The sequence below is a fragment of the Sphingobacterium sp. SRCM116780 genome (genome assembly GCF_021442025.1).
Taxonomy (GTDB): Bacteria; Bacteroidota; Bacteroidia; order Sphingobacteriales; family Sphingobacteriaceae; genus Sphingobacterium.
Genome location: NZ_CP090446.1, coordinates 1,906,612 through 1,928,496 on the forward strand (window position 1 = coordinate 1,906,612; position 21,885 = coordinate 1,928,496).

Sequence of the window (21,885 nt, forward strand, 5' to 3'; positions counted from 1 at the left end):
TTTTGTTTTTGCAATATATAACCTTATAAATTCACAGCAAAATGATTTAGTCATTATTTAAGAAATTGTAGTATTTCTACTAATCAGCTTGTTACATTCAATTATGGAGATCGTATTAAAAATAAAATACTTTTCCTCCTTCACCAAAGACAACTACCTTATGTATAATCCGAACGGTTATCCTCTTGTCGTTTCTTGATAAAATCGACAGGTCTGATACCATTAATTTCGCGGAATAAATTTGAAAAATTGCTCCGGGATGCGATGCCACATTCCTCAGCCAATGTCTCGATTTTATAATTCAAATATTTCTTGTCCGTATACAATTTCTCCGTGATAAAACCTATCCGCAACTCGCTCAAGTATCGATTAAAGTTCATCCCTCTGTAGTCATTGATAACTTGCGAAAGATAATTTCTGTTGGTGTCGAATGTTGATGCTAATCGGTTTATGGTTAGCCCACTTTGTAAAAATCCCCGAGCTATTTCAAATTCCTCGAGCTTCATTATGATGTCAGTCACAATTTTTCCTTCGATCTCTACTTTATCGGACTGTTTTATCACCACCACCTTATTACCGCGTGAATTCTCTTTATTGAGAATTTTCTGTTCCAATTGATTATAATTTTGACGTATTTTTTTCTCGATCCGATACCTCACAAGCAGAACGATCAACAAAGCTATGGCCAGCATGATCAATAGGGCTATAAAATAACCATGACGTGACGAGTTCCTTTCTAGTTTACTCTTATCTTCCTGTAAAGAACGGGTATCATATTCTTTATGAATGCGGGAAGAAAGAACTATGAAGTCTTTTGCAATTAAACTGTCAGCTAGTAACAGCCGCTTGGTATAATACAGCTCTTTATCTGTGTTTCGTTGCTTTTTATAATAGTCGATCAATAACACATAATTGTTCCGAACTTCGGGCAGAATAAAATCATATTTTTCATTTATGGAATCGACCTTCTGGAAATAGGTGATCGCGTGATTAATTTCACCAAGTTTCTTATAAGACTTTCCTATATATGAATAACAAACTGTTGTCCATGCAAAATCATCAACATCAGCAATTTCTTTCAGCGAGCTCTCCAGGGTTTTTATTGACCTGTCATACTCTTCCCTAAAATATTCACTGATCCCTCGTTCTTTAAGAAAATAACCATGTTCCTGATTATATTCCCTATTTACTAATGTTGCTGAAAGTCCGATGTAAACAATAGAGTCTGCAGTTTTTAATTGGCCTAGATTTCGATAACAGACAGCCATCTGATGAAGGCTATTGAAATACCCCCTCCTATTACTATATATTAAGTTTGAGTGTAGGTCTTTTTTGATTTCAGATTCAAAAAATGATCTTGTATTTTTGAACTCAGCAAGTGCCTCATCATAGTAACCAATATAACTTTTAACGACACCGATCAAATATCGGAGCCTGTTCTTATGATATTGGTCTTTGCTGTCTTTACAGTATTCGTATGCTTTGAGGTATTCTGTCAAGGCCAGCTTATATTTTTTTAGGTTAAAATAATAGACCACCCCCTTGTTCATAAATGCATTACTGATCATTTCATGATCTTTGGTCAGCAGCGCTGCACATACTACACTGTCAGCATACTTTAATTTATCAGCAGGATCGGGTGAAAACACAAGACCGTCTTTATAACCCAGCACTAGCTTCTGGTAGTTTTTTTCCTTTTTGGCCTTCTGAATATATTTCGCGACAAGTGGAAGCACAGTAGAATCATTTTCAGGTCGATTTTCATACTTCTTTTGAAGTTTATAATAATCACTGTATTCTTCCTTCTGTGCGAAAACCAACTCGCAAAGAAATAGAAAAAAAAGAGTAAAATAGAGGTTTAGAAAATTTTCCATGATTTTGTGCCATGATAAATTTATAAAAATTCAAACAAATGTGGGTTATCTATATCTCAATCATACCACGCAAAAACTGTCATTACATAATATACTATATATCAATCAGATAACAATGTTCTAAATGGTCAATTAGCACATGTTCATTGCCGGATTAGTGCATACAACAATTTTCTGCCTCAGAAAAGACTGATACTTTGGCTATAGAATTCTATTAACCACCCGGCCGGGATAATCTTAATTAACAATGAAAAAAACGATTATCTCCGTGATATTAACACTCACAGCAATTTGTTCACTGGAGTCTTGCAGAGAAAGTGAATCAGGTCAGATGGATGAGCTTAACATAGACATCCAAAAAGTAGAAAAACAAAACAAAAGTATGTTTATCAAATCCGGAATTGACAGTACAAGTGCATCTGGATTTTCAGATTATTCGAATGATGATGATCCGCCACCAAAGGATCGAGGACAATGGAAAGCCACGTATCCAAGACATTAATTGGTGCTAATTGATCCATTCGCACCATAGAAATTTGTAGCACAGTATTAAACCGTTATAAATTTGATCACATACATATACGATACTTATGAATCAATTATTTATATGTGTTACAGGGACTGTAAAATACTGATCACAAAAACCTAAAACTATGAAAAATACAAAGACGATAGGTGAAGCTATAGTGTTCTTGCTCGTTCTTATGTGGGTATACACATTTGTAAGTAAGGCAATTGATTTTGATACTTTTAAACGGCAGATCACTGGTTCATACCTGATCTCTGGTACTGGCCGGATGCTGCCCTATATTCTGCAAGCAGTTCATGCCGTCATTGTAGTCCTGCTTATGGTTAAAGCTTGGAGAAAAGCGGGTCTGATAACTTCCATCTCACTCCTTGTTCTTTATACTGGGTATCTTCTATATATCCTAAAGTTTGCCCCATCAGTTCCATGTACCTGCATTGCTTTATTGAGGGGAATGACCTGGGAAAACCAGCTTGTAGTAAATCTGATAGTGTTACCGCTAAATATAATTGGTCTGATCATATTTTCGTTTAACCGACCGCCACACAGTACTATTCAGACCACTGACCACTAACTAAATTTAAAAATAAAAGAAAACAGGCGAAGCCGAAAACCTTATTCAGAGTAGGCATAAAACTAAAGTTTAGCTTTTTGATTTAAAAAGCAACCAACATCATGAAAAATTTAAGAATCGCCCTTGGAGTAGCAGCAATTGCACTGGGCACGGTAACTGCATTTTCTTTTGCTCCGGCAAAAGCTGATTCAAAATTAGCAACAGGAGTTTTTTACGTCAATCCAGATGGATCGATGGGAACACAAGTTACAGGACAAAGTAACTGTGATGAAGAAACTTCGAGAATTTGCTCTCAGGAGTATAATTTACAAACCCATCAGCCCACTAACAATCCTGCTCTGATTAAAACAGGAAATAGACCTTAAAAAAATGGAGAACCTACTGGTTCTCCATTTCCTTTAAAATGAATTTACAAATTCAACAAATTCCTTACTTTTACTTCTTGGATCAGGGGGGATACCTGCAAAATTTCCTTTTTTATCAATTAGCACCAGCATGGGATAAGACGAGAATTTCAGATATTTAAGCAAAGGATGATCAGATCCCTTTTCGTTGGTATAAAGCTGGAGGGAGTTTACACTAGAAAATCTTCCGATTCCATCAAGCCACCTCTTTTTTGTATCAATACTGACAGAAATAAATTCTACTTCATTTTTTGAGACTTGTGATTCCAGTGAGTCTAAGACCTTTGTCATCTGTGCGCATCCGACACAACCATTGAACCAAAAATCCATTACAACAACTTTACCCTTAAAATCATCCAACCGGTGTAAATTTCCCGCAGTATCAGGTAATTCAAATCTATAAAATGGTACCCCTGACACAAGAGTTCTTGAAAAGTAGTTGTAAAAATTCTGCACTTCCTGATAGAAGATACTATTACCTTTAACATTCATATTGTAAAAATCATGAAGTGCTTTAGTACTATCACTTAGCATCTCTTTTTTTAACGTCTTCACAGTTAGATCAGCTAATAAAAATTCTTTGATTGGAATATTTTCACCAAAGTATTTTTCAACTAAGTTCGCGTACTCCAATGATCTTTTCCAAAAAAAATTATACCCTACATCTTTGACGGGATTTCTAAACTCTGATAATAGGATATAATTACCTAAAACATGATAGGGAAAATAATTGACAACTTCCTTTTTTAGCAAGACATTCATTCGACTTTTTTTTACAATGTATTTATCAAATAAATAATGTAAAGAATCACTTTCACTTCTTGTAGCCGAAACAAAAAGGTTATCCAATACATCATGATATGTAATTGCTTTAATAATATCTTTTGCTTGCTGGCTCACATTATCTCTGAAAAAATCATATACCGAATCAATCACACTCAGTTTCCGGTCTGTAGTTTCAAATTTATATTGAATAGTTTGTTTCGAGTATACGGGGTCTGTTTTAAATATTTTAAAGGTAGCTTTTGTTGTTTCTTTTGTAAAATTGATTTTCTCACATCCTTTCCCTGTTACTTCGATATCAAGTAAACCAAGTTTCTTTATATTATTAACTCTAAAATCAAGACTATCTTTGGGCTCAATTAAAACTTGATATACTCCAGGAAAGAATAATCTGTATCCATTGATATGCAAGGTGATCAGACTCGCTTTATCAATTTCGAAATCAAAAGAAAATCTACCATTTTGAGTTTCTGTTTCAAAAAATGTATAACGATTTGCAGAAATTGAATTTTTATTTTCTACTGAAACTTTTACCGTCCAGGATGAATCTTTAGCTTCAGGAACAAATCCGGTAATCTTTGTTAATTTTTGAGCAATTGACGGTAACGTAATTACATTCAAAAATATTATTATAAGGAATTGAATTTTCATGTTTAGTATTTGTTTTGTTCTATATCATTAAAGTTGATAATGTATTGTGGAATCGGTAATACATACCTTGGATCATTGGGAGGTAAGTTGAATACCTGTGAACCTACTGCCCGTTGAAGCGTTTTTGCATAGCGAGGATCTCTATTCAATCTCTTCAAATCTTGCCAACGGAGACATCTGGTAAGGAGTTCCTTTCTTCTTTCTGATAAAATTATGTCCAATGCCTCATCTTTTGTACGTGCCTGCATGGGAACAAAAGTTCCTTTCCTAAATCGTTTTTCCAATATGAGATTAAGTCTTTCCATTGATTTAGAAAAATTGCCTAGTCTAGCATTGCATTCGGCACTGATCAACAATACTTCTGGAGTCGTAGTTCCTGAAAATAAAGCTGAAAGATAATGTCCTCTAAAAGAAAACTTATTGTCTGGCTCTCTTTTAAAAAATAAAATCTTTCTCAAATCATTCACATCATAACTATTATATAATTCTCCATTAATTCGAGCTACAGTCGGATACCCCAAAGCCATCCGGGGATTTACTGGGATATGCATTTCTTTACTTTGGATATTTAACGGTCGACTTGGGGAACTATTTACGGAGTTATAATCTTCAATAAAATTGTGATTACTGTAGCTCGAATCAGCGGCCATTTTTGCATCAGAATATCTGTCCATAAATAGAAATGTGCGTGCCAATAAAGCATAAGCACCGCCTTTTGCTATATGGGTATAAGAAACCTTCTGCACAGGCAATAATGTAGAAGCTGATTGGAGATCAGCCACAATTCTTTGATATGTCTCTTCCAGAGAAGCCCTGAAAATAGGTTCATCAATATCATCAGAAAGCTTGAGTGGTATACCAAGATTACTTTTTGCTGTGGACGGATCATAATATTTACAAAATGTCATAGCTAAATTCAGAAATTGCCTGCTACGGTGATAAAGTGCTGTACCCCTAATCCTGTCATATAAAATCTCGTTAGCATGAGCCCTTGAAATTTTTTGCAAGCTATTAAGAACTACATTGCACACTTGAATTTGTTTGTATGCAATGTCCCATTCATCCATATTAGCTCCCATCTGCTCAAATTGTAACACATTCCATGTAGCAAGGCTTCGTTGAAATGAATAAGGAAGTGCATTAAATTGATCTAACGAATATTCTGCTTCATCCGAAGAAATTTCGGAAGCGCCACGACCATCATAGTCAAAGCCAGTATTTAACAACATATCTAAATCGTTCAATGTTGTAGGTATGATTAGTTTGACATCTTGTTTTTTTTCCAGCCAATCTTTGGAACAACTCGTTGTGCAAAAACAGATAATACTTAAAAGGAAAATAAAATTTATCTTTTTCATAATTGTCTAGTTTAAAAGTTACAATTGAGGCCAATGGTCAAACTTCTGGTTAGTTTGCTTATTGGAAAATCTGGGTCTAAATTGGCTTTATTTGCTTTCCACAGAATTCCCAGATTATTTGCCAGGGCAAATACTTGCAGGTTTTTCATCTTGAAATTATTTAAAGCTTTTTGACCAAATGTATATGACATCCTCACATCCTGCAATCTAATATGGTCACCTTTCGAAACTAAGATTTCTGAACTCTTATAATACTCGTCAGCAAGATTATTTGCAGGGTAAATCAAAGCGGGAACATTTGTCTTAAGTTCATCACCTGGATGTTGCCATCTTTGGTAATAGTCACCATGAATTCCATAATCGCTGTACAAAGCCGAATACATAATAGAATTATGTCTAAAATAATATCCGAAGCGAAAGGTAATGTTGAATGAAAGTTCTACGCCGCAGTAATTGAATGTATTGCGAAGTGCACCAAAATAAGGAGGTAAAGCATTTCCATTATATATCAGATTATTTGCAGGATCAGCTGCTAGGGAGGCTGTAATCTTTGAATACTCAGTTGAAGGTTGTCCATTCAAATATCCTCGCCCTTGGCCAGTTTCTGGATCAAGGCCAGCCCAGGGATAAGAATAAATGCTAAATAAAGATTTTCCAACAACCGGGGTATAGGTTGTTGGATTTCGGTAAAGACTATTGTCATTTAAAAAATCATTGATAGCAACTGTTCGTTGATATTTGGTTACCTTATCTTTTGCGTATGAAAAAATAACATTTGTCAACCAAGAAAAATCTTTGGATTGTATGTTTATCGAATTGAGTTCTATGTCGATTCCCCTGCCAGTCATATCCGCAAGGTTTCCTCGATATGATGGAAAACCTGTAGTTGGATCTATTACTCCATTTCCGATCAGATCAGTTCCGTTGCGATTGAAGTATTCAAAACTACCTGCTACTCTATGATCTTTGGAACTAAAATCTACCGCTATATTCCACATAGCATTTTTTTCCCATCTTAAGTTTTTATTGGGAGGGTTAAGTAAATATGCCGCCGGGAGGTAGTTTGTATAGTTCATACTCACCATTGCTGTGGTATATGCCGTCAGTTTTCGATCTATATTTCCACTATATCCATAGGTTGATCTTATGCTTAGATCAGGTAGCCAGTCAATATGATAAAACGATTCTTTACCAATATTCCATTTACCTCCTATCGACCAAAGAGGAACAGATTTTTGATTTGTCTTAACACCAAACAAATTGGACTGATCGATACGGGCACTAGCCGAAAATACATATCTTAAATCATAGTTATATGCAGCATTCATGTAGTAAGATCGCATTCTATCTAATGTCTCTGAATAATCACTTAATGGAGGTATTGATACTGTTACACCTTTACCATACTGTTCAAATTGGGTTAAATAATCGACAATAATATTAGAACCAATACTAGGATCAAAACCGTAGAGTCGATTTGCTATTCCGTTTGTTTTTGTTTCCCTTAGTTCAAAACCTCCAATTGCATTGACCTGATGTTTGTTCCACTTTTGGTCATAATTCAACTGGAACCGTCCATTAAGTGCCCCAAGTTCGGTGTTTGTTTTATCTAACATGCCACCTAAAGGTATATTGCGCGTCATCACCGCATTGGCAAAGGTTGTGTACAAATTGATCTGGTTACGCATATAATAGCTATTTTGGTCATAGTAGTTGCCGAATTTGCCACTTTCATTTTCGTATTGAAATCTGGCTTCGGCAGATAAAGATGGTACTATAGTGTACTTAATGGCAGCATTCACCCGCATCTCAGATTCCTTACTTGTATTGTCCTGATATTCTAGTTCATTAAGCGGTATAAAATCCCAATTGAGTAGTCCTTCATTCAGTGCCTTCTGTTTTAATAAGTTGCTGTGATCTTTAATAATAACTACAGGATTTCCATCATCATCAACAAGTCTAGCATATGGATACATCATCTCCTGCCCCATATTGGAAAGCATGGAAACTACATTGGAGGTTGATTGTCTATTTTGGGTATAGCTCAACCCTGCGGAGATTTCTAATTTATCAAAGGGACGGAATATCTGATTACTGTTAAGGCTCACACGGCTGAATCCATTCCCTTTTTCTGCATTTTGGTTTTTATCAAATCCCGCAGAAAAATAATACATGTACTTATTTGTACCGCCACTAAAATTCAGAGCATGTTGTTGTTTCACACTCAGTTGGTATAAATATGTATTCATATCATTTCTGAGATCATGCCCCCGCAATGCATCTATTTGCGCGTTAGCTTGCTGCTCATTGATAAGCCCATCTTTCTGATCGCTGAGAATACTTACAACTGGCGAATAGGGTCTGTTTGCAGCAGTATTACTAATTATAGTGTTATAGAATCCCTTTTCGAACAACATTTTTTCAATGTCAATGAAATCTGTTGAATTGATTTTCGTCAGATACTTCAGATCAGGTTTTTGACCAATCGTTAGATTAGACGTTAATCCAATATTCATGGTCTGATCTGATCGTCCTTTTTTAGTCTTAATGACGATCACTCCATTGCCAGCTCTTGCGCCCCATATTGAAGCGGCCGCCGCATCTTTTAATATATCAATATCCTCAATATCGTTCGGATTGATATTATTGATATCACCCTCATAAGGAAAGTTATCAACAACAATTAAAGGTTGATCATTACCAAATATCGTGGCCTGACCCCTGATCGTAAGTTTAGGACTTCCCGAACGCTCATCAAATAATATAGATGGCGCTATCCCTTTCAGTCTACTGATAACATCGGTTGAAACTTGTCTGTTAAAGGTCTCGTTATCCACTTTGGAAAAAGACCCCGTTGCTCTTTCTTTTGGAATGGATTGATAACCACTAGCGACAACAGATACCTCATTTATTAGATTGCTATTAGTGATAAGCCGAATGCGATCGATAGATTTCGCTGATACAGTAAGGGGTGAATAGCCTAGAAATGTGATTTGTAGCTCAGACTCCAAATATTCGTACGGCAATTCAAAATTGCCGTCTACATCCGAATTGGTAACAAAATTACCTCCTTGGACATGGATCGTTGCCCCTGCCATCGGATTACCTTTTTCGTCTATGATGTTACCCTTGAGGCCTTCTTTTTTTTGGGCGGATGGTATCTGTTTTTTATCGGAATTATTTTTTTCTTTGAGAATTATTATGCCGTTGCTGATCTCAAAGGTTATCGGTTGCTCCGCTAAGATCATATGCATCGCTTTCTCAATCGTAAGATTCCTACCCGAGGTTGTGATCAGTCCGGCCTTTTTTAATAAATCATTATTGTAGACAAAATCCAATTTAGACTGCTTGTGTACTTCGTTCAGCGCAGTGGATAGTGATGCTTTCCTAAGTGAAAGATTGATGGTCTGCGCATGTAAACTAGTCGTAATTGTAACCAGTGCAGCACATACAATGATCTTGGGCATAGTTCGCCTGGGTGAGAAAAGCATACATAATAATGGAAATATGCTTTCCCATTTGGAAACGTCATGATATTTCATACATTTGTGAGTAGTAGGGTTAATATATAGTTGCTAAAAATTAGAATGTTCACCCGATTGCCGGAGTGCTCGAACACTCCGGTTTTTGATCAGGCCACACTAGGATGTGAAACAGTTTATTTACTCGTTGATCTCTAGCCTCCTTCCTTTGTTTAGTTGAAACTTTAGACTGCTTATCTTTTCCAGTGAATATAGGACTGTGGATAGTTTCTTATCTCTACTGATTGTTGCATATACGACTATATCTTTGGGAATGTGGCTGTAATCTACATGTATATCATACCAGCGTTCGAGCTGTCGTAGCACCTCCTGTAAATTAGCTCCATTAAACTGAAATTCGTTCTTAGTCCACGCAGTAAAAGGCTCGGTATCAACTGACTTGATATCAAAACCATCATTTACCAGATTTGCCTGCTCTCCTGGTTTTAGTTTCACAAATTCCTTACTTTGTAAACTGCTCAGCTCAACACTTCCACTAACTAAAGTGGTCAGCAAACTGGCTTCATTGTCATATGAATTGATATTGAATTTTGTTCCTAGAACCTTCACTTGCTGACCATTGGAAGCTACAATGAAAGGTTTTGTCCTGTCATGAGCAACCTCAAAGTAACCCTCTCCCTTCAATTCCACATATCTTTTGGCTGATGAAAACTTGGTAGGATACTTTAATGAAGACTCGGCATTGAGCCAAACTTTAGTACCATCCGGTAAGGTTACTTTGTACTGTCCCTGGCGTGGTGTTGTAAGCGTAGCATACTGTACTTTATTGGTAGAAATTGAAGTGCCGTCCAAATATGAGGTTCCTTGGTCGTCTACTTTTATGGTTTTCTTATCTCCGATCAGCTCAATGACTTTACCGTCTTCAAAAGTCAGCGCGGCCTTATCAGTACCCGGTAAGATATCTTCGGATAAGTTACCTATAACGACTTCGCTGTCTATGATTTTATTTGATTGGTAGTATCTGTAAATCCATACAGAAATGGAAATAATGAAAAGCACTGCAGCTGCAGAAACTAAATGTAACCAGATCCGGGATGGCTTGGGATCTTCAACAAGTTTATTGAATTTTTCCAGTTGCTGTTCGGTAGTGGAATTTGATTCTTCAAATTCCAGCAGATCAAAAGCCAGAAGATAGTCATCTGTTAAATATTGAAAAGTCGCCCTGTTTGAATCACTTTCCGCAATCCATTCTTCGACAGCTTCTTTTTCTGCTATCGAAAGTTCCAATCCTCTTATATACTTTTTAAGTAGCGGAACTATCTCCAATCCTTTGAACATTGCATCTTCTTCCATTTTCCTTTTATTATAGAAACCGGAAAAGGTTATGATTTGTCCAAAAAAAAATTAAAAAATTACAAATAGTATAAAAGAAATACCATACCGCTGCTGGAGAGGGATTTTTTCAATAAAAAAACCGCTCTTGATTTCTGGCTATTGACCGTACTGACAGTGATATCAAGCTCTTCTGCGATCTCTTTAGCGGTCTTTCCTTCCATTAATTTCTGCATTACGTTTCTGCACTGTTCTGGTAAAAGCTCTATGGCATAACGCAATTCCCGAAGCACCTCAGTTTGTACAATGCGGCTTAATATATTCTCATCGTCAAACTCTTCAAAATCTTGCGTATACTTATTAAGTCTTTTTAATCTAACTTTCTCTTTTTCTATAACGTTCAGACACGCATTCTTTGTTGATAAGTATAGAAATGCTTTTAGACCGGCAAAAGAAACAAATGATTCTCTTCGCTCGAATACTTTAAAGAATGTATCGAGTACCACTTCCTGCGAATTTGCAGAGTCACAATTAATAAGAAGTCTATTGGCAAAGAAAAGCAAGGCTGGATGATATATTCGAAAAATTTTATCCAATGCCCTCCTGTCACCGCTTTGAAATTTAATTAGCAGTGCCTCTTCTTCGATCACATATCTGGATGTCATAATAAGGCAATTGACAGATACATAAAGTTAAGAAATTTTAAATTCTTTAAAGAATTTTTTTGTGAAAGCAAATCTTCAAATCGTATTTCTTGTTTTAAGCTCCCTTAACTAAGGTCAACATGGCAGAAATATCCCTATTTTTTTATGAGCTCATTAATGAGCTTGCCCTGCATGTCAATTAATTTGGAAATTTCCTGCTGATTATTGACTAACGTTTGCAAAAGCTCCGGGGAATTCATGTTAATATTTGAAATTGTTGAATTGGTAGGATTTAAAATAGTTGCATTACTAATCGTGTTATGTGAAAAAACAGAACGGTTCTCGTCTAGTAATTCCTCCATATCAATGTTATAAAAATCGCAAATTTTTGCCAGATTTTCATTGGTAGGCCGACTTGATTCTGCTTCCCATTTATGGTATGCTGGCTGTGAAACTTTTAAATGAGCTGCAACTTCCTCCTGCGAGTAACCTCTCTGCTTACGTAATCTTGCTAGTTTAGTTCCAATTGTAGACATTTCCAAATTTTCATGCTAAGATATTAAAAATAAATTTATAACTGCAGTTATTAAATTTATAACTAAAATCACTAAATATTGAAATATTATATTTTAAATTGGCTAAAAAATAAAATATAATTCTGTTTATAAGTGTAAACCTATTTTTGAACATCGGCCTATTTATCGGATATACATCAATATAATAATGGGGTAATTTCTTCAATTTATATTCACTTTAAAATGAGTTATAGTATTTCAACGGAATAAAATATGGGGAAAACCCCCATACTGTAATATAAAAAAGCATCATAAATTTAACAACGCAAAAACCCAAAGCCTATGAAACAAAATTATTTTGGCGCACTTCTTAGTTTGTGCCCTATACTTATTATTTCTGCCCAGGAAGTACTCTGGCAGAAAGATATTAAATCCAGTACTCAGGATTTTTTAAGTCAAATAACCACAACTGTGGATCAACAGTATCTAATTACTGGCAGTTCCATTCAGTCTTCAAAGTCACAGACAACTGAAAAAAAACAAAACAATGGTTACGATTTTCATTTAGTAAAACTTAACCAGCAAGGGGAACAAGTCTGGGAAAAATACTTATCAGGTCAGAATCATGATTACTTATCCTCCTCTATAGCGACCCAAGAGGGCGGTTTTTTGATCTCAGGAACTTCATATTCAAACCAGGGGCTTGATAAAAAAGAAGATTCCAAAGGTGGTTCTGACATCTGGATGATCCGGATCAATGAATTTGGTGATGAAATGTGGCAGAAAACCCTTGGGGGCAGCTCCGATGAAGAAGCTCGGGCGGTTGTTCAGACGACAGATCTTGGATTCTTTATTACCGGAAATGTCCAAAATTCGACCAAAGGTTATGGTTCAAAAGACGCTTTGATTATAAAATTGGATAAAGATGGAAAAGAATTATCACAACTTATTTTGGGCGGAAAAGGTCTTGATGAAGTTGAAAAGATGATTCCAACTAAAGACGGAGGTGTTTTGGTAGGGATATACTCGAGAAGTACTATTGGAGGTTCAAAGAAAACTGAAAATTTTGGCGAGGGTGATTACTGGATCATCAAACTCAACAAAGAAGGAAAAGTAGAATGGGAAAAAAATTATGGCGGAAAAGGTGATGATCATTTAAGAACCTTAGCACTAACCTCAAACGGTTACATTATCGGTGGTGAATCCAGATCCGAAAGATCAGGCAATAAAACCGTGGGCATTGAAGAAGGCACCGATTTGTGGCTAATTTCACTGAATGAAAGAGGCGAAGAGATCTGGCAGAAATCTTTCAATTTCAAAAATCGAGATGTGCTAATGGGAATGAGTGTCCTGCATTCAGCCGATGATAAATCTTCAAAAGGAATTTTGCTCGGTGGATACACTCAGGCGGAAGGCAGAGTAGAAAGTGATGACGAAACATTTTGGATGCTATATATTGACCAGCAAGGGAATGAGATATGGAGAAAGTATGTGAAAGGAGAATCCAGAAAACGAGAAGAGAGACTTTCGGATATTAAATTAAACAGGGATGGCTCAATCATTCTTGTTGGAACTAGCGCCGAAGAACTTGGAAAAGAGAACTGGAAGATCATAAAGCTTGGGGATAGCCAGATCGACCAGTTGATTGTAAAACAAGACATCAAGATTTACCCAAATCCTGTAACCGATTATGCCTATGTAGAAACAGGATTCGAATTCAAAGAAGCAGACATCACTTTGTATGATATGGGTGGTAGACAGCTGCAGAACTTTAAAACCAAGAATAAGGTGACGAAGATCAATACCCAGAATTTGATTCAGGGAGTTTACCTGATTGCGATTAAAACCGACACTAATGAAACGGCAAATGTCAAATTGATCAAGAAATAAACGATTGAAAACAATGAAAAAATTTAATTATATAAAAATAATGTTGCTCTGTCTTTTTCTCATACTTGGGATGCAGAAAGGATACGCGCAGTTAGGGGCAGGTGACGTAGTGACCAGTGGCGTTGCATCACCATCAATGGCCGCGATGTCACAGTATTCTGATGTATCAGTCTCAATGACTACAGGACTTCCTGATATTGGAATTTCGCTTTTAAGTGCCCCGATTTCAGATGGCAGTACCAGTTGGCCATTGAGTTTAAGCTATAATACAAGAAGTACTCAAGGAGACGAAATAGCAAGTGATGTAGGTAATGGCTGGTCATTTTTCGGAGCGGGTGTCATCTATAAAAAAGTCATTAATTATTTAGATGAATGCTATGATAATACAGCATTGACATCTTATAAAAAGAATGAATTCGATGACCTTTATTACTATAACCTCCCAGGTCTTTCCGGTAAATTCAAAGTAAAGAGGGATACCATCAACAATACTTTTTCACTGATTAATCTTACCCCAAATCATGCAAAGATAGAATATATAAGAAACAGTAATACGGCCATCTTTAAAGCAGACAGCTTTACAATTACCGCAGATAATGGGTTCAAATATTTTTTTGACAAAACTGATCTAGCAAAATATGATTGTGGCGATCTTTTGACAGGTAAAGAATTTAAGACAGCATACTACCTTACCAAAATCCTGAACCCTATAGGTGTGGAAGTTGCGATAATGAATTATGACGAGCGGAAAAAATACAAGGGAACCAGTACGACAAACCTCCTATTTGTTCAGAATAAACTCAAAGCAATCACCAGCCGAACTGGAGAGGTGGCATTTAATTATGTATATGATGATACTTTAGAACCTAAAAAAGCAAATGATGAGGCAGTTAGTGATCCGTACAGTCTGCAGAAAATCACCCTTAAAAATCCTGCTGGAGAAGAACTATACTCATATGTATTTAACTATACTATGATTTCTAAAGGAATTGAGCCTTCTGATAAATTCAGGGTACTAAATTCAGTATTAAAAAATGATAAAAACGGGACTCTGATTGAAAAGAATAGTTTTATATATGCTTCACCATCTGGAGAAGGAATTCTAAAAAGAGTAATCTCTCCAACAGGAGCGGTCACGGAATATAATTTTGAAAGCGGTGATATCTTTTTTAACTACAATGATCCTGCGTATCTGGCACAACTTGACGGAAGCACTGACATTACCAATCCTACGATACAATATCGGTCTATTATGGCTACTGCACAAGTTAATACGAACCAGACATTACAATATAATTTCAGTGTATCTGGCAATCCTTCTGTGAAAAAGAAGTTTAAATTTACACTCAGCATTCCTGATTATTCATATCCTTTACCACCTCAACTTCCTGAGATTCATGAGATTCCAGGGTTTCCTCCACTTCCCGCAAAACCTCGAAAAGATAACCTGAAGATTACATTAAAGCGAGGAAATGATATTATTATTCAAACTTTCACAATTAAAGAGGCATTTGAAAATAAGCAATTTAATCTGGATGACTATCCAGGCAATTATACCCTAGAATTAATATCTACAGAAGGAGCTGTGGGAATGGGAAATTTCTCGGTGTCAGAGGTCAAGATACACCCTGGGCCATTCAGAAATGCCTATTCTGGAGGCCAGTCAAGAATACAAAATATAAAATATTATAAAAATAACAGCGATACAAATGCTTATAGAACAGTGAATTATGGTTATGATTCCTTTGAATTCTCGAACAGTTCGAGTGGCTATATGTTTGATAATGAAAGGGACAGTGAAGAAGATGCGGCTATCCAATATACTTTATATAAAAGTGTAAAAGTATCGGAATCAGGAAAAGGATCGATCAGGTATTCATTTAAAACTCCAGATGATTATCCTAAACAGCAGATTGGAGGAACGGCATTAGAGCCTCAGTATTTCTGGCCATACTATAATATCACGAAAAGCGGACTGCTATCTAAAAAAGAAACATATGATGAGCAGAATACATTGCTTAGTGCAGAATTGTATGATTATGAACTAGATCAATACTCTGATAACGATTACAGTTTCTCAGGCAGTTATAAAATTACTTCAAAACCTGCTTACGTAAAGAAGAGCATGGTTAATAATAAAGCATTTTTTTCTGGTGGCGGTTTGTTGGAAACTGGATCTGAAACCTGGGTAAGTCCTACGAACCTTAAACCTTATTATATAAAAAGCTTTGCAGATGGTGAAACTTCAGAACAGTTCCTGACCTACACGAACGGGCTCGTCGGATATAACCATCTTGAAGCAGCTAATATGACAGGGATCCCAGTGATCAAGGAAGCAAAAAAGAACGGAAAAACCATTTCTAAATCAGTTACAAAATATGAAAATACTGCCTTATTGCTTCCCACTTCTGCACTTGCAGCCAGTATCAGTGATGGAAGTATGAAACAAGTCATGAAGATTGATTCTTATGATGATAAAGGAAATCTGGTACAACTCACTTCAGTTGCAGGACTTCCGACATCATTCCTTTATGGATACAATAAAACGCAGATCATTGCCAAAATAGAAGGTGCCAGATATGATGATATCAAAAATAACCCCCTTCTGATTACAGCTATCACTGCATCTAATGATGATAATGTAAACCCTGCTTCAGAGAGCGTTTTGATCACAGCACTTGATAATCTTCGAAAAGACAGTTCTATGGCAGAATACCAAATCACTGCATATACATATAATCCATTAATCGGGCTTACAACAACAACAACTCCCAATGGACAGCGTGAGGTCTATGAATATGATGGTGCTGGAAGGTTAAAGACCGTCAAAAAGATGGAGAAAGATGTCTCCGGGAATGTTATATACAAGAAGCTAAGAGAATATCAATACAACTACAAACAGTAAAAAGATGAAAAAATATTTAAGCATATTCGGCGTACTGTCTGCAGTTTTTATTACCGCACAGACCAACCTTACGAATACAGAAAATTATATATATAGCAAAAACTGTCTCAATGACGATTGTACCAAATCTTCGGAAAATGTACAGTATTTTGATAGCTACGGGCGTCCATACCAGTCCATAGGTATTAAGGCTTCTCCGACAGGAAAAGATGTGGTACAGCATATTCCATACGACAGCTATGGAAGATCAGTTGATACCTGGTTTCCCGTCCCTATGACTACAACGAGCGGCGCTGTACAGGACAGTAGTTCGGTAAAAAGTAATGCACTGACAGTATATGGCGATAGTCGTCCGTTTTCGCATACCATACTGGAAAACTCCCCTTTAAACAGAGCACTGAACCAGATTCCTCCCGGACAAGAATGGCTGACTCATCCTGTTACGATGAGATATAATGCTAATACAGCTAATGAGGTTAAAAAATATACTGTGTCCACGACCTGGATCGAAGGACGGACAGAGTCTGCTCTTTCACTTTCGGGTAACTATGCAGCCAATACATTGGTCAAAAACACCGTAACGGATGAAGATGGAAATATATCTGTTGAGTTTAAAAATAAACAGGGCCAGATTATTCTGGTAAAAAAAGGCGTAGGCACTGCGGATAATACTGATACCTATTATGTATATAACGAATATAGTCAGCTAGTATATGTTCTGCCTCCTTTAACGGCTAGTGTCACGGTGACTCCAGATGTACTGGAGAAGCTATGCTATCAATACCGATATGATAGTTGGAGCCGATTGGTGGAGAAAAAGATTCCTGGCAAAGGCTGGGAATACATGGCATATGACAAAGCAGACCGAGTGATCTTATCTCAGGATTCAAATCTCAAAGCACAAGGTAAATGGATGATCACAAAATATGATCCATTTGGTCGATTAGCTTATACCGGGCTCATTTCTGGTGGTGAACGTGTAATGATGCAAAGCCAAATTACAGAAGCTGTAGTTTCAGAAAAAAGAGATCTGACAGGATTTATGAAGAACGGGATACAGATATACTACTCTAATGTATACTTCTTTAATCTGGACACAATCCTAAGCGTTAATTATTATGATACATATCCTTCCTACAGCTTCAATCCGTCTGCCCCTGCTACAGTGTATGGAAGTCAAATCCTTACTGACAATGTGACTTCGGATATAAATACAAAAGGCGTTCCCGTGATGAGTCTAGTTAAAAACATCGAAGATGATAATTGGACAAAAAACTATAATTGGTATAATACAAAAGGAAAACTTGTAGGAACATATGCGATCAACCATTTGGGAGGTTATACCAAAACAGAATCTGATGTTGATTTTACAGGATTGGTACAACGAAGTAAAATCTATCATAAAAGATTGTCTTCGGATAGTGAAAAAATTATTTCAGAAAAATTCGAGTACGATCCCCAAGGCAGATTAAAAAAACACTATCATCAGGTTGACAGTCAACCAGAAGAATTACTGAGTGAAAACACTTATAATGAACTTTCGAGGCTTTCAAATAAAAAAGTAGGAAGCAATCTACAAAGTATCGATTACACCTACAATGTTCGCGGAGCGCTGACAAAGATCAATGACCCATCTATTCTGGGCGCTAATCTTTTTGCTTATTCGCTTAAATACCAGAACCCGGTGTATGTAAATCTAACGTCGGGGAAAAGCAATGGTTATATTTCAGAAATAGACTGGAATTCTGCTTCTGATGGAATCCTTAAAAGATATTCTTATGTATATGACCCATTGAATAGATTAAAGGATGCTATATACACAGAGCCCAATACTACAACACCATATAACAACAACTATAATGAAAATGTAACATATGACCTGAATGGGAATATTACCACTCTCAAAAGAAATGCATTCCCTGTCCTGGGCGCAACTTCCACATTAGTAGATGATCTTGTCTATCAGTATACCGGAAATCGCCTGGATAAGGTGATAGAAAATTCACTGAATGATTCAGGGTATGAGGGTGGAAATAACATGATAGACTATGACCTGAACGGAAATATGACAAACATGAAAGATAAGGGTATTCAAAACATTATTTACAATTATTTGAATTTACCTGATCAATTAGAAATCCAGAACACGAACCCAATTGGTAAAATATCAACGACAAATATTAGTGTCCTCTATCGTGCAGATGGTGTAAAACTTCACAAAACGTATGTTCTTCAGGCTCCGATGGGGCTCCCTACAACCCAGATGACAGATTATTTAGATGGCTTTCAGTACACTTACCTAGATAAGGGAGGAAGTTGTATTACCTGTAGAACGGAAAATGCGTATGAAGAACAGGCTTATCGAAAAATTATCCCTGTGGTACCTAGTCTACCCGAGTGGAAACTTGATTTCATACCTACGGCAGAAGGCTTTTACAGTTTCACGGAAAACCGTTATATTTACCAATACAAAGACCACCTCGGCAATCCAAGGGTAAGTTTCGCGAGAAACAGCGCAGGCGCTCCAGAAATTTTAGATACCAATAATTATTATCCGTTTGGATTGAACCATACTGGAGGAAATGGACTCAACAGTTCAGCTTTTGGTACCTGGCATAGCTATAAATTTAATGGTAAAGAGCTTCAGGAAACAGGGATGTACGATTTTGGGGCAAGATTGTATATGCCTGATTTGGGACGATGGGGTGTATTAGATCCCCTCGCTGAGGAGATGAGAAGACATTCTCCATATAATTATGCCTACAATAATCCTATAAGCTTTATAGATCCGGATGGAAGAAAGCCTATGATTTATAATGCAGGGGGAGTGATGCGTTGGGAATTTGACCCCTTAACAACCATTAGTGGATCGGCTTGGTTTGCGGGTGCGGATTTTGCAAGTCAAACTGCGTTTGCCGGTTCAAGTCTTCTTTCGCAAGGCTTTACAGGTGGTGGTGGTGATGGTTCCGATGGTTCCAGCACTCCAGGAAACAAAACATACTATGGGCAAGACGCTTATGATATGTTACAAGATATATTATCAAAAAGTGATGCTGGAGCTCAGTTTAGCTTTTCTCAGTTTGACTTTAAACAGTACGGAGCTGAAGATTGCTGTCCTGGAGGTGGATTAACAGCCACTTTAGCAGAAGGTGGAGCAGCATCCCGAGGAGGTGCAGTGGGCTTTTTATGGTATGCGATGAATAACGTGTTTGGCTCAGCACATATCCCCAACCATGCAGATTATGCCTGGAGGTATACAGGATCAACTCCGTTAACGATTACTGAAGTAAAGGCTGAATACAAAGTAAGAGAAAAAAATCAAGGCGATGGTTCTTATACCATTATATTTGGGAACAATCACAAATATCATGGTAAAGGACCACTTGAAAGAATGTTTACATCAGCGATATTACAAATGACAAGGTATCAGACGACCGTAAAATCTTTTGACTGGACACCATCTCCTACAGCACGCGAAGCTTTTAAGTCAGAATATAGAAGGATGCAAACTGATAAAGTAATAAACTTATATGACGAAGGGTATAAAAACCCAATAAATTATAATATGATACAATCACCAGGAAAAAATTATCAATCACAGGATGGATACTAACATTTATTATATTCCGGCTCATCACACAATCTCAATTACAAGTGATTTTGCCGAAGAACAAAGACGAATGGATACAGGTATAGATCCTAAAATAGAGTATATAAAGTTATCTATCTCGGATCTAAGCAATTATTCTTTTGACACAATCGGATTTAAAAGGGTAGAGAACGATTATTTCCAAAGTATAAAAAGTATATTTTCAAAGATTAATTTAAAGGCTGTCGCATTTCATGAGTCAAATATAGATTTATCGGATGTTGTAATCGATGTCCAACATCTTCTCATAGGAGATAAATCCAAAGTTAATCTAAAAATGGAGAACTTTAAGAACCTTAAAGAAGTTACTTTTTTGGAAATCAAGACGTACAAGGGAAAAGTCCTAAATCAGCTTAGTACCGTGAAGAAAGCCGTGTTGTGGGATAGTACTCAAACTTCTTTATTACATGAAATGCTTCCTAACCTTATAGAATTGACAGTTAATAAAGGAAGCTTGACAGAGTTAGATCTTAGAAACCATAAACATCTTGAAAAATTAGATATCCATTACTGTACAAAGTTAGAACAAGTTCTCTTGTACAAGGATCATAAACTTCAGAATGTAATGATAGAAAATTGCAAAAAATTAGATATTAGCAACTTACCTTTATCTGTAACATCAGTTTGGCCTCCCAGAAAAGAGACAAAAATAACAACCCAATCTATGGATATAAAATCAACAGGAAACCAAGACATTAATAATTTAATTCTTGATTTGAAAAAGAACATGGAAGATTATATGAGGGATGCAGATCCATCATATAATCAAAATGACATTGACGAATGTATGTCTTTGTTGACTAACTACGTGACAAGAATCTTTAGTACAGACTCAAAAGATGAGGCTATGGAGATTGTCAAATCAACAGTGCTTAAATTGAATGACCTCAATGAAAAGTGTGATTTCTCGCTTATAGAAACTAATGAAAGAGAGCAGATAGCTGAAATAATGATTTTAGCAGGGCATGAAATGGGCTACAATTCATCCGATGAAGATATTACGGAAGAATGGAGAGAATGGTAAAGCAACATTTCAAATTTCGAACTGCTTATAGTCAATCCTACCTTGAAGATAAAAAAGCTGAATGAAATCATACCTGGCTTTACATTGAATCTCGAAAAATTTACAGACGTTTAAATCCATATTTAGATAAGATTGAATAAATTGAGAAAAGGTCACATTTACTGTGGCCTTTTTATTATATCAATCAATAGTTGAGCTAACGCCTTTCTGCAAGTAAACAGACTGTCATATAGCAATATATACAAATTTTCATTTCCCGATAATGAGATTTTTT

General features: G+C 36.4%; 14 protein-coding genes. 7 read left to right on the forward strand and 7 right to left on the reverse strand.

What is annotated here, in order from left to right; translation table 11 throughout:
- Window positions 1-158 precede the first annotated feature (158 nt).
- Complete coding sequence (locus tag LZQ00_RS08335; RefSeq protein ID WP_234514543.1) at window positions 159-1,874, reverse strand: helix-turn-helix domain-containing protein; 1,716 nt, start codon at window positions 1,872-1,874, stop codon at window positions 159-161.
- 247 nt (window positions 1,875-2,121) lie between these two features.
- Between LZQ00_RS08335 and LZQ00_RS08340 the strand changes: the two genes are divergently transcribed.
- The 3 genes from LZQ00_RS08340 (at window position 2,122) to LZQ00_RS08345 (ending at window position 3,339) form a co-directional block, all read left to right on the forward strand.
- A complete protein-coding gene (locus tag LZQ00_RS08340) occupies window positions 2,122-2,376 on the forward strand; it encodes a hypothetical protein (protein WP_234514544.1) in 255 nt (84 codons plus the stop codon).
- 151 nt (window positions 2,377-2,527) lie between these two features.
- Entirely contained in the window at window positions 2,528-2,974 is a 447-nt protein-coding gene (locus tag LZQ00_RS18515) for a MauE/DoxX family redox-associated membrane protein (RefSeq protein WP_411028063.1), read from the forward strand.
- Window positions 2,975-3,075: 101 nt separating this feature from the next.
- Window positions 3,076-3,339, forward strand: a complete 264-nt coding sequence (locus tag LZQ00_RS08345; protein WP_234514546.1) for a hypothetical protein — start codon at window positions 3,076-3,078, stop codon at window positions 3,337-3,339.
- Between the two features lie 33 nt (window positions 3,340-3,372).
- On the opposite strand, the gene LZQ00_RS08350 is transcribed toward LZQ00_RS08345, so the two are convergent.
- The 6 genes from LZQ00_RS08350 to LZQ00_RS08375 all read right to left on the reverse strand — a co-directional run bounded on the left by LZQ00_RS08350 (window position 3,373) and on the right by LZQ00_RS08375 (window position 12,164).
- Entirely contained in the window at window positions 3,373-4,812 is a 1,440-nt protein-coding gene (locus LZQ00_RS08350) for a TlpA family protein disulfide reductase (protein ID WP_234514547.1), read from the reverse strand.
- A 2-nt stretch (window positions 4,813-4,814) separates the two neighbouring features.
- A complete protein-coding gene (locus tag LZQ00_RS08355) occupies window positions 4,815-6,170 on the reverse strand; it encodes a RagB/SusD family nutrient uptake outer membrane protein (protein WP_234514549.1) in 1,356 nt (451 codons plus the stop codon).
- Window positions 6,171-6,181: 11 nt separating this feature from the next.
- Window positions 6,182-9,637, reverse strand: coding sequence for a SusC/RagA family TonB-linked outer membrane protein (locus tag LZQ00_RS08360; protein WP_234514551.1), 3,456 nt, complete (start codon window positions 9,635-9,637; stop codon window positions 6,182-6,184).
- Between the two features lie 195 nt (window positions 9,638-9,832).
- Window positions 9,833-10,990, reverse strand: a complete 1,158-nt coding sequence (locus tag LZQ00_RS08365) for a FecR family protein (protein WP_234514552.1) — start codon at window positions 10,988-10,990, stop codon at window positions 9,833-9,835.
- A gap of 74 nt (window positions 10,991-11,064) precedes the next feature.
- Window positions 11,065-11,649, reverse strand: coding sequence for an RNA polymerase sigma factor (locus LZQ00_RS08370; protein WP_234514553.1), 585 nt, complete (start codon window positions 11,647-11,649; stop codon window positions 11,065-11,067).
- 134 nt (window positions 11,650-11,783) lie between these two features.
- On the reverse strand, window positions 11,784-12,164 hold the full coding sequence (locus tag LZQ00_RS08375) for a helix-turn-helix domain-containing protein (RefSeq protein WP_234514554.1): 381 nt from the start codon (window positions 12,162-12,164) through the stop codon (window positions 11,784-11,786).
- 321 nt (window positions 12,165-12,485) lie between these two features.
- Between LZQ00_RS08375 and LZQ00_RS08380 the strand changes: the two genes are divergently transcribed.
- The 4 genes from LZQ00_RS08380 to LZQ00_RS08395 are packed head-to-tail and all read left to right on the forward strand — an operon-like array spanning window position 12,486 to window position 21,611.
- Entirely contained in the window at window positions 12,486-14,033 is a 1,548-nt protein-coding gene (locus tag LZQ00_RS08380; protein ID WP_234514555.1) for a T9SS type A sorting domain-containing protein, read from the forward strand.
- Between the two features lie 13 nt (window positions 14,034-14,046).
- Complete coding sequence (locus LZQ00_RS08385; RefSeq protein WP_234514556.1) at window positions 14,047-16,938, forward strand: RHS repeat domain-containing protein; 2,892 nt, start codon at window positions 14,047-14,049, stop codon at window positions 16,936-16,938.
- Between the two features lie 4 nt (window positions 16,939-16,942).
- Complete coding sequence (locus LZQ00_RS08390) at window positions 16,943-20,551, forward strand: DUF6443 domain-containing protein (RefSeq protein WP_234514557.1); 3,609 nt, start codon at window positions 16,943-16,945, stop codon at window positions 20,549-20,551.
- Complete coding sequence (locus tag LZQ00_RS08395; RefSeq protein WP_234514558.1) at window positions 20,541-21,611, forward strand: hypothetical protein; 1,071 nt, start codon at window positions 20,541-20,543, stop codon at window positions 21,609-21,611. Before LZQ00_RS08390 ends, LZQ00_RS08395 begins: the two co-directional genes overlap by 11 nt.
- The last annotated feature ends 274 nt before the right edge of the window (window positions 21,612-21,885 follow it).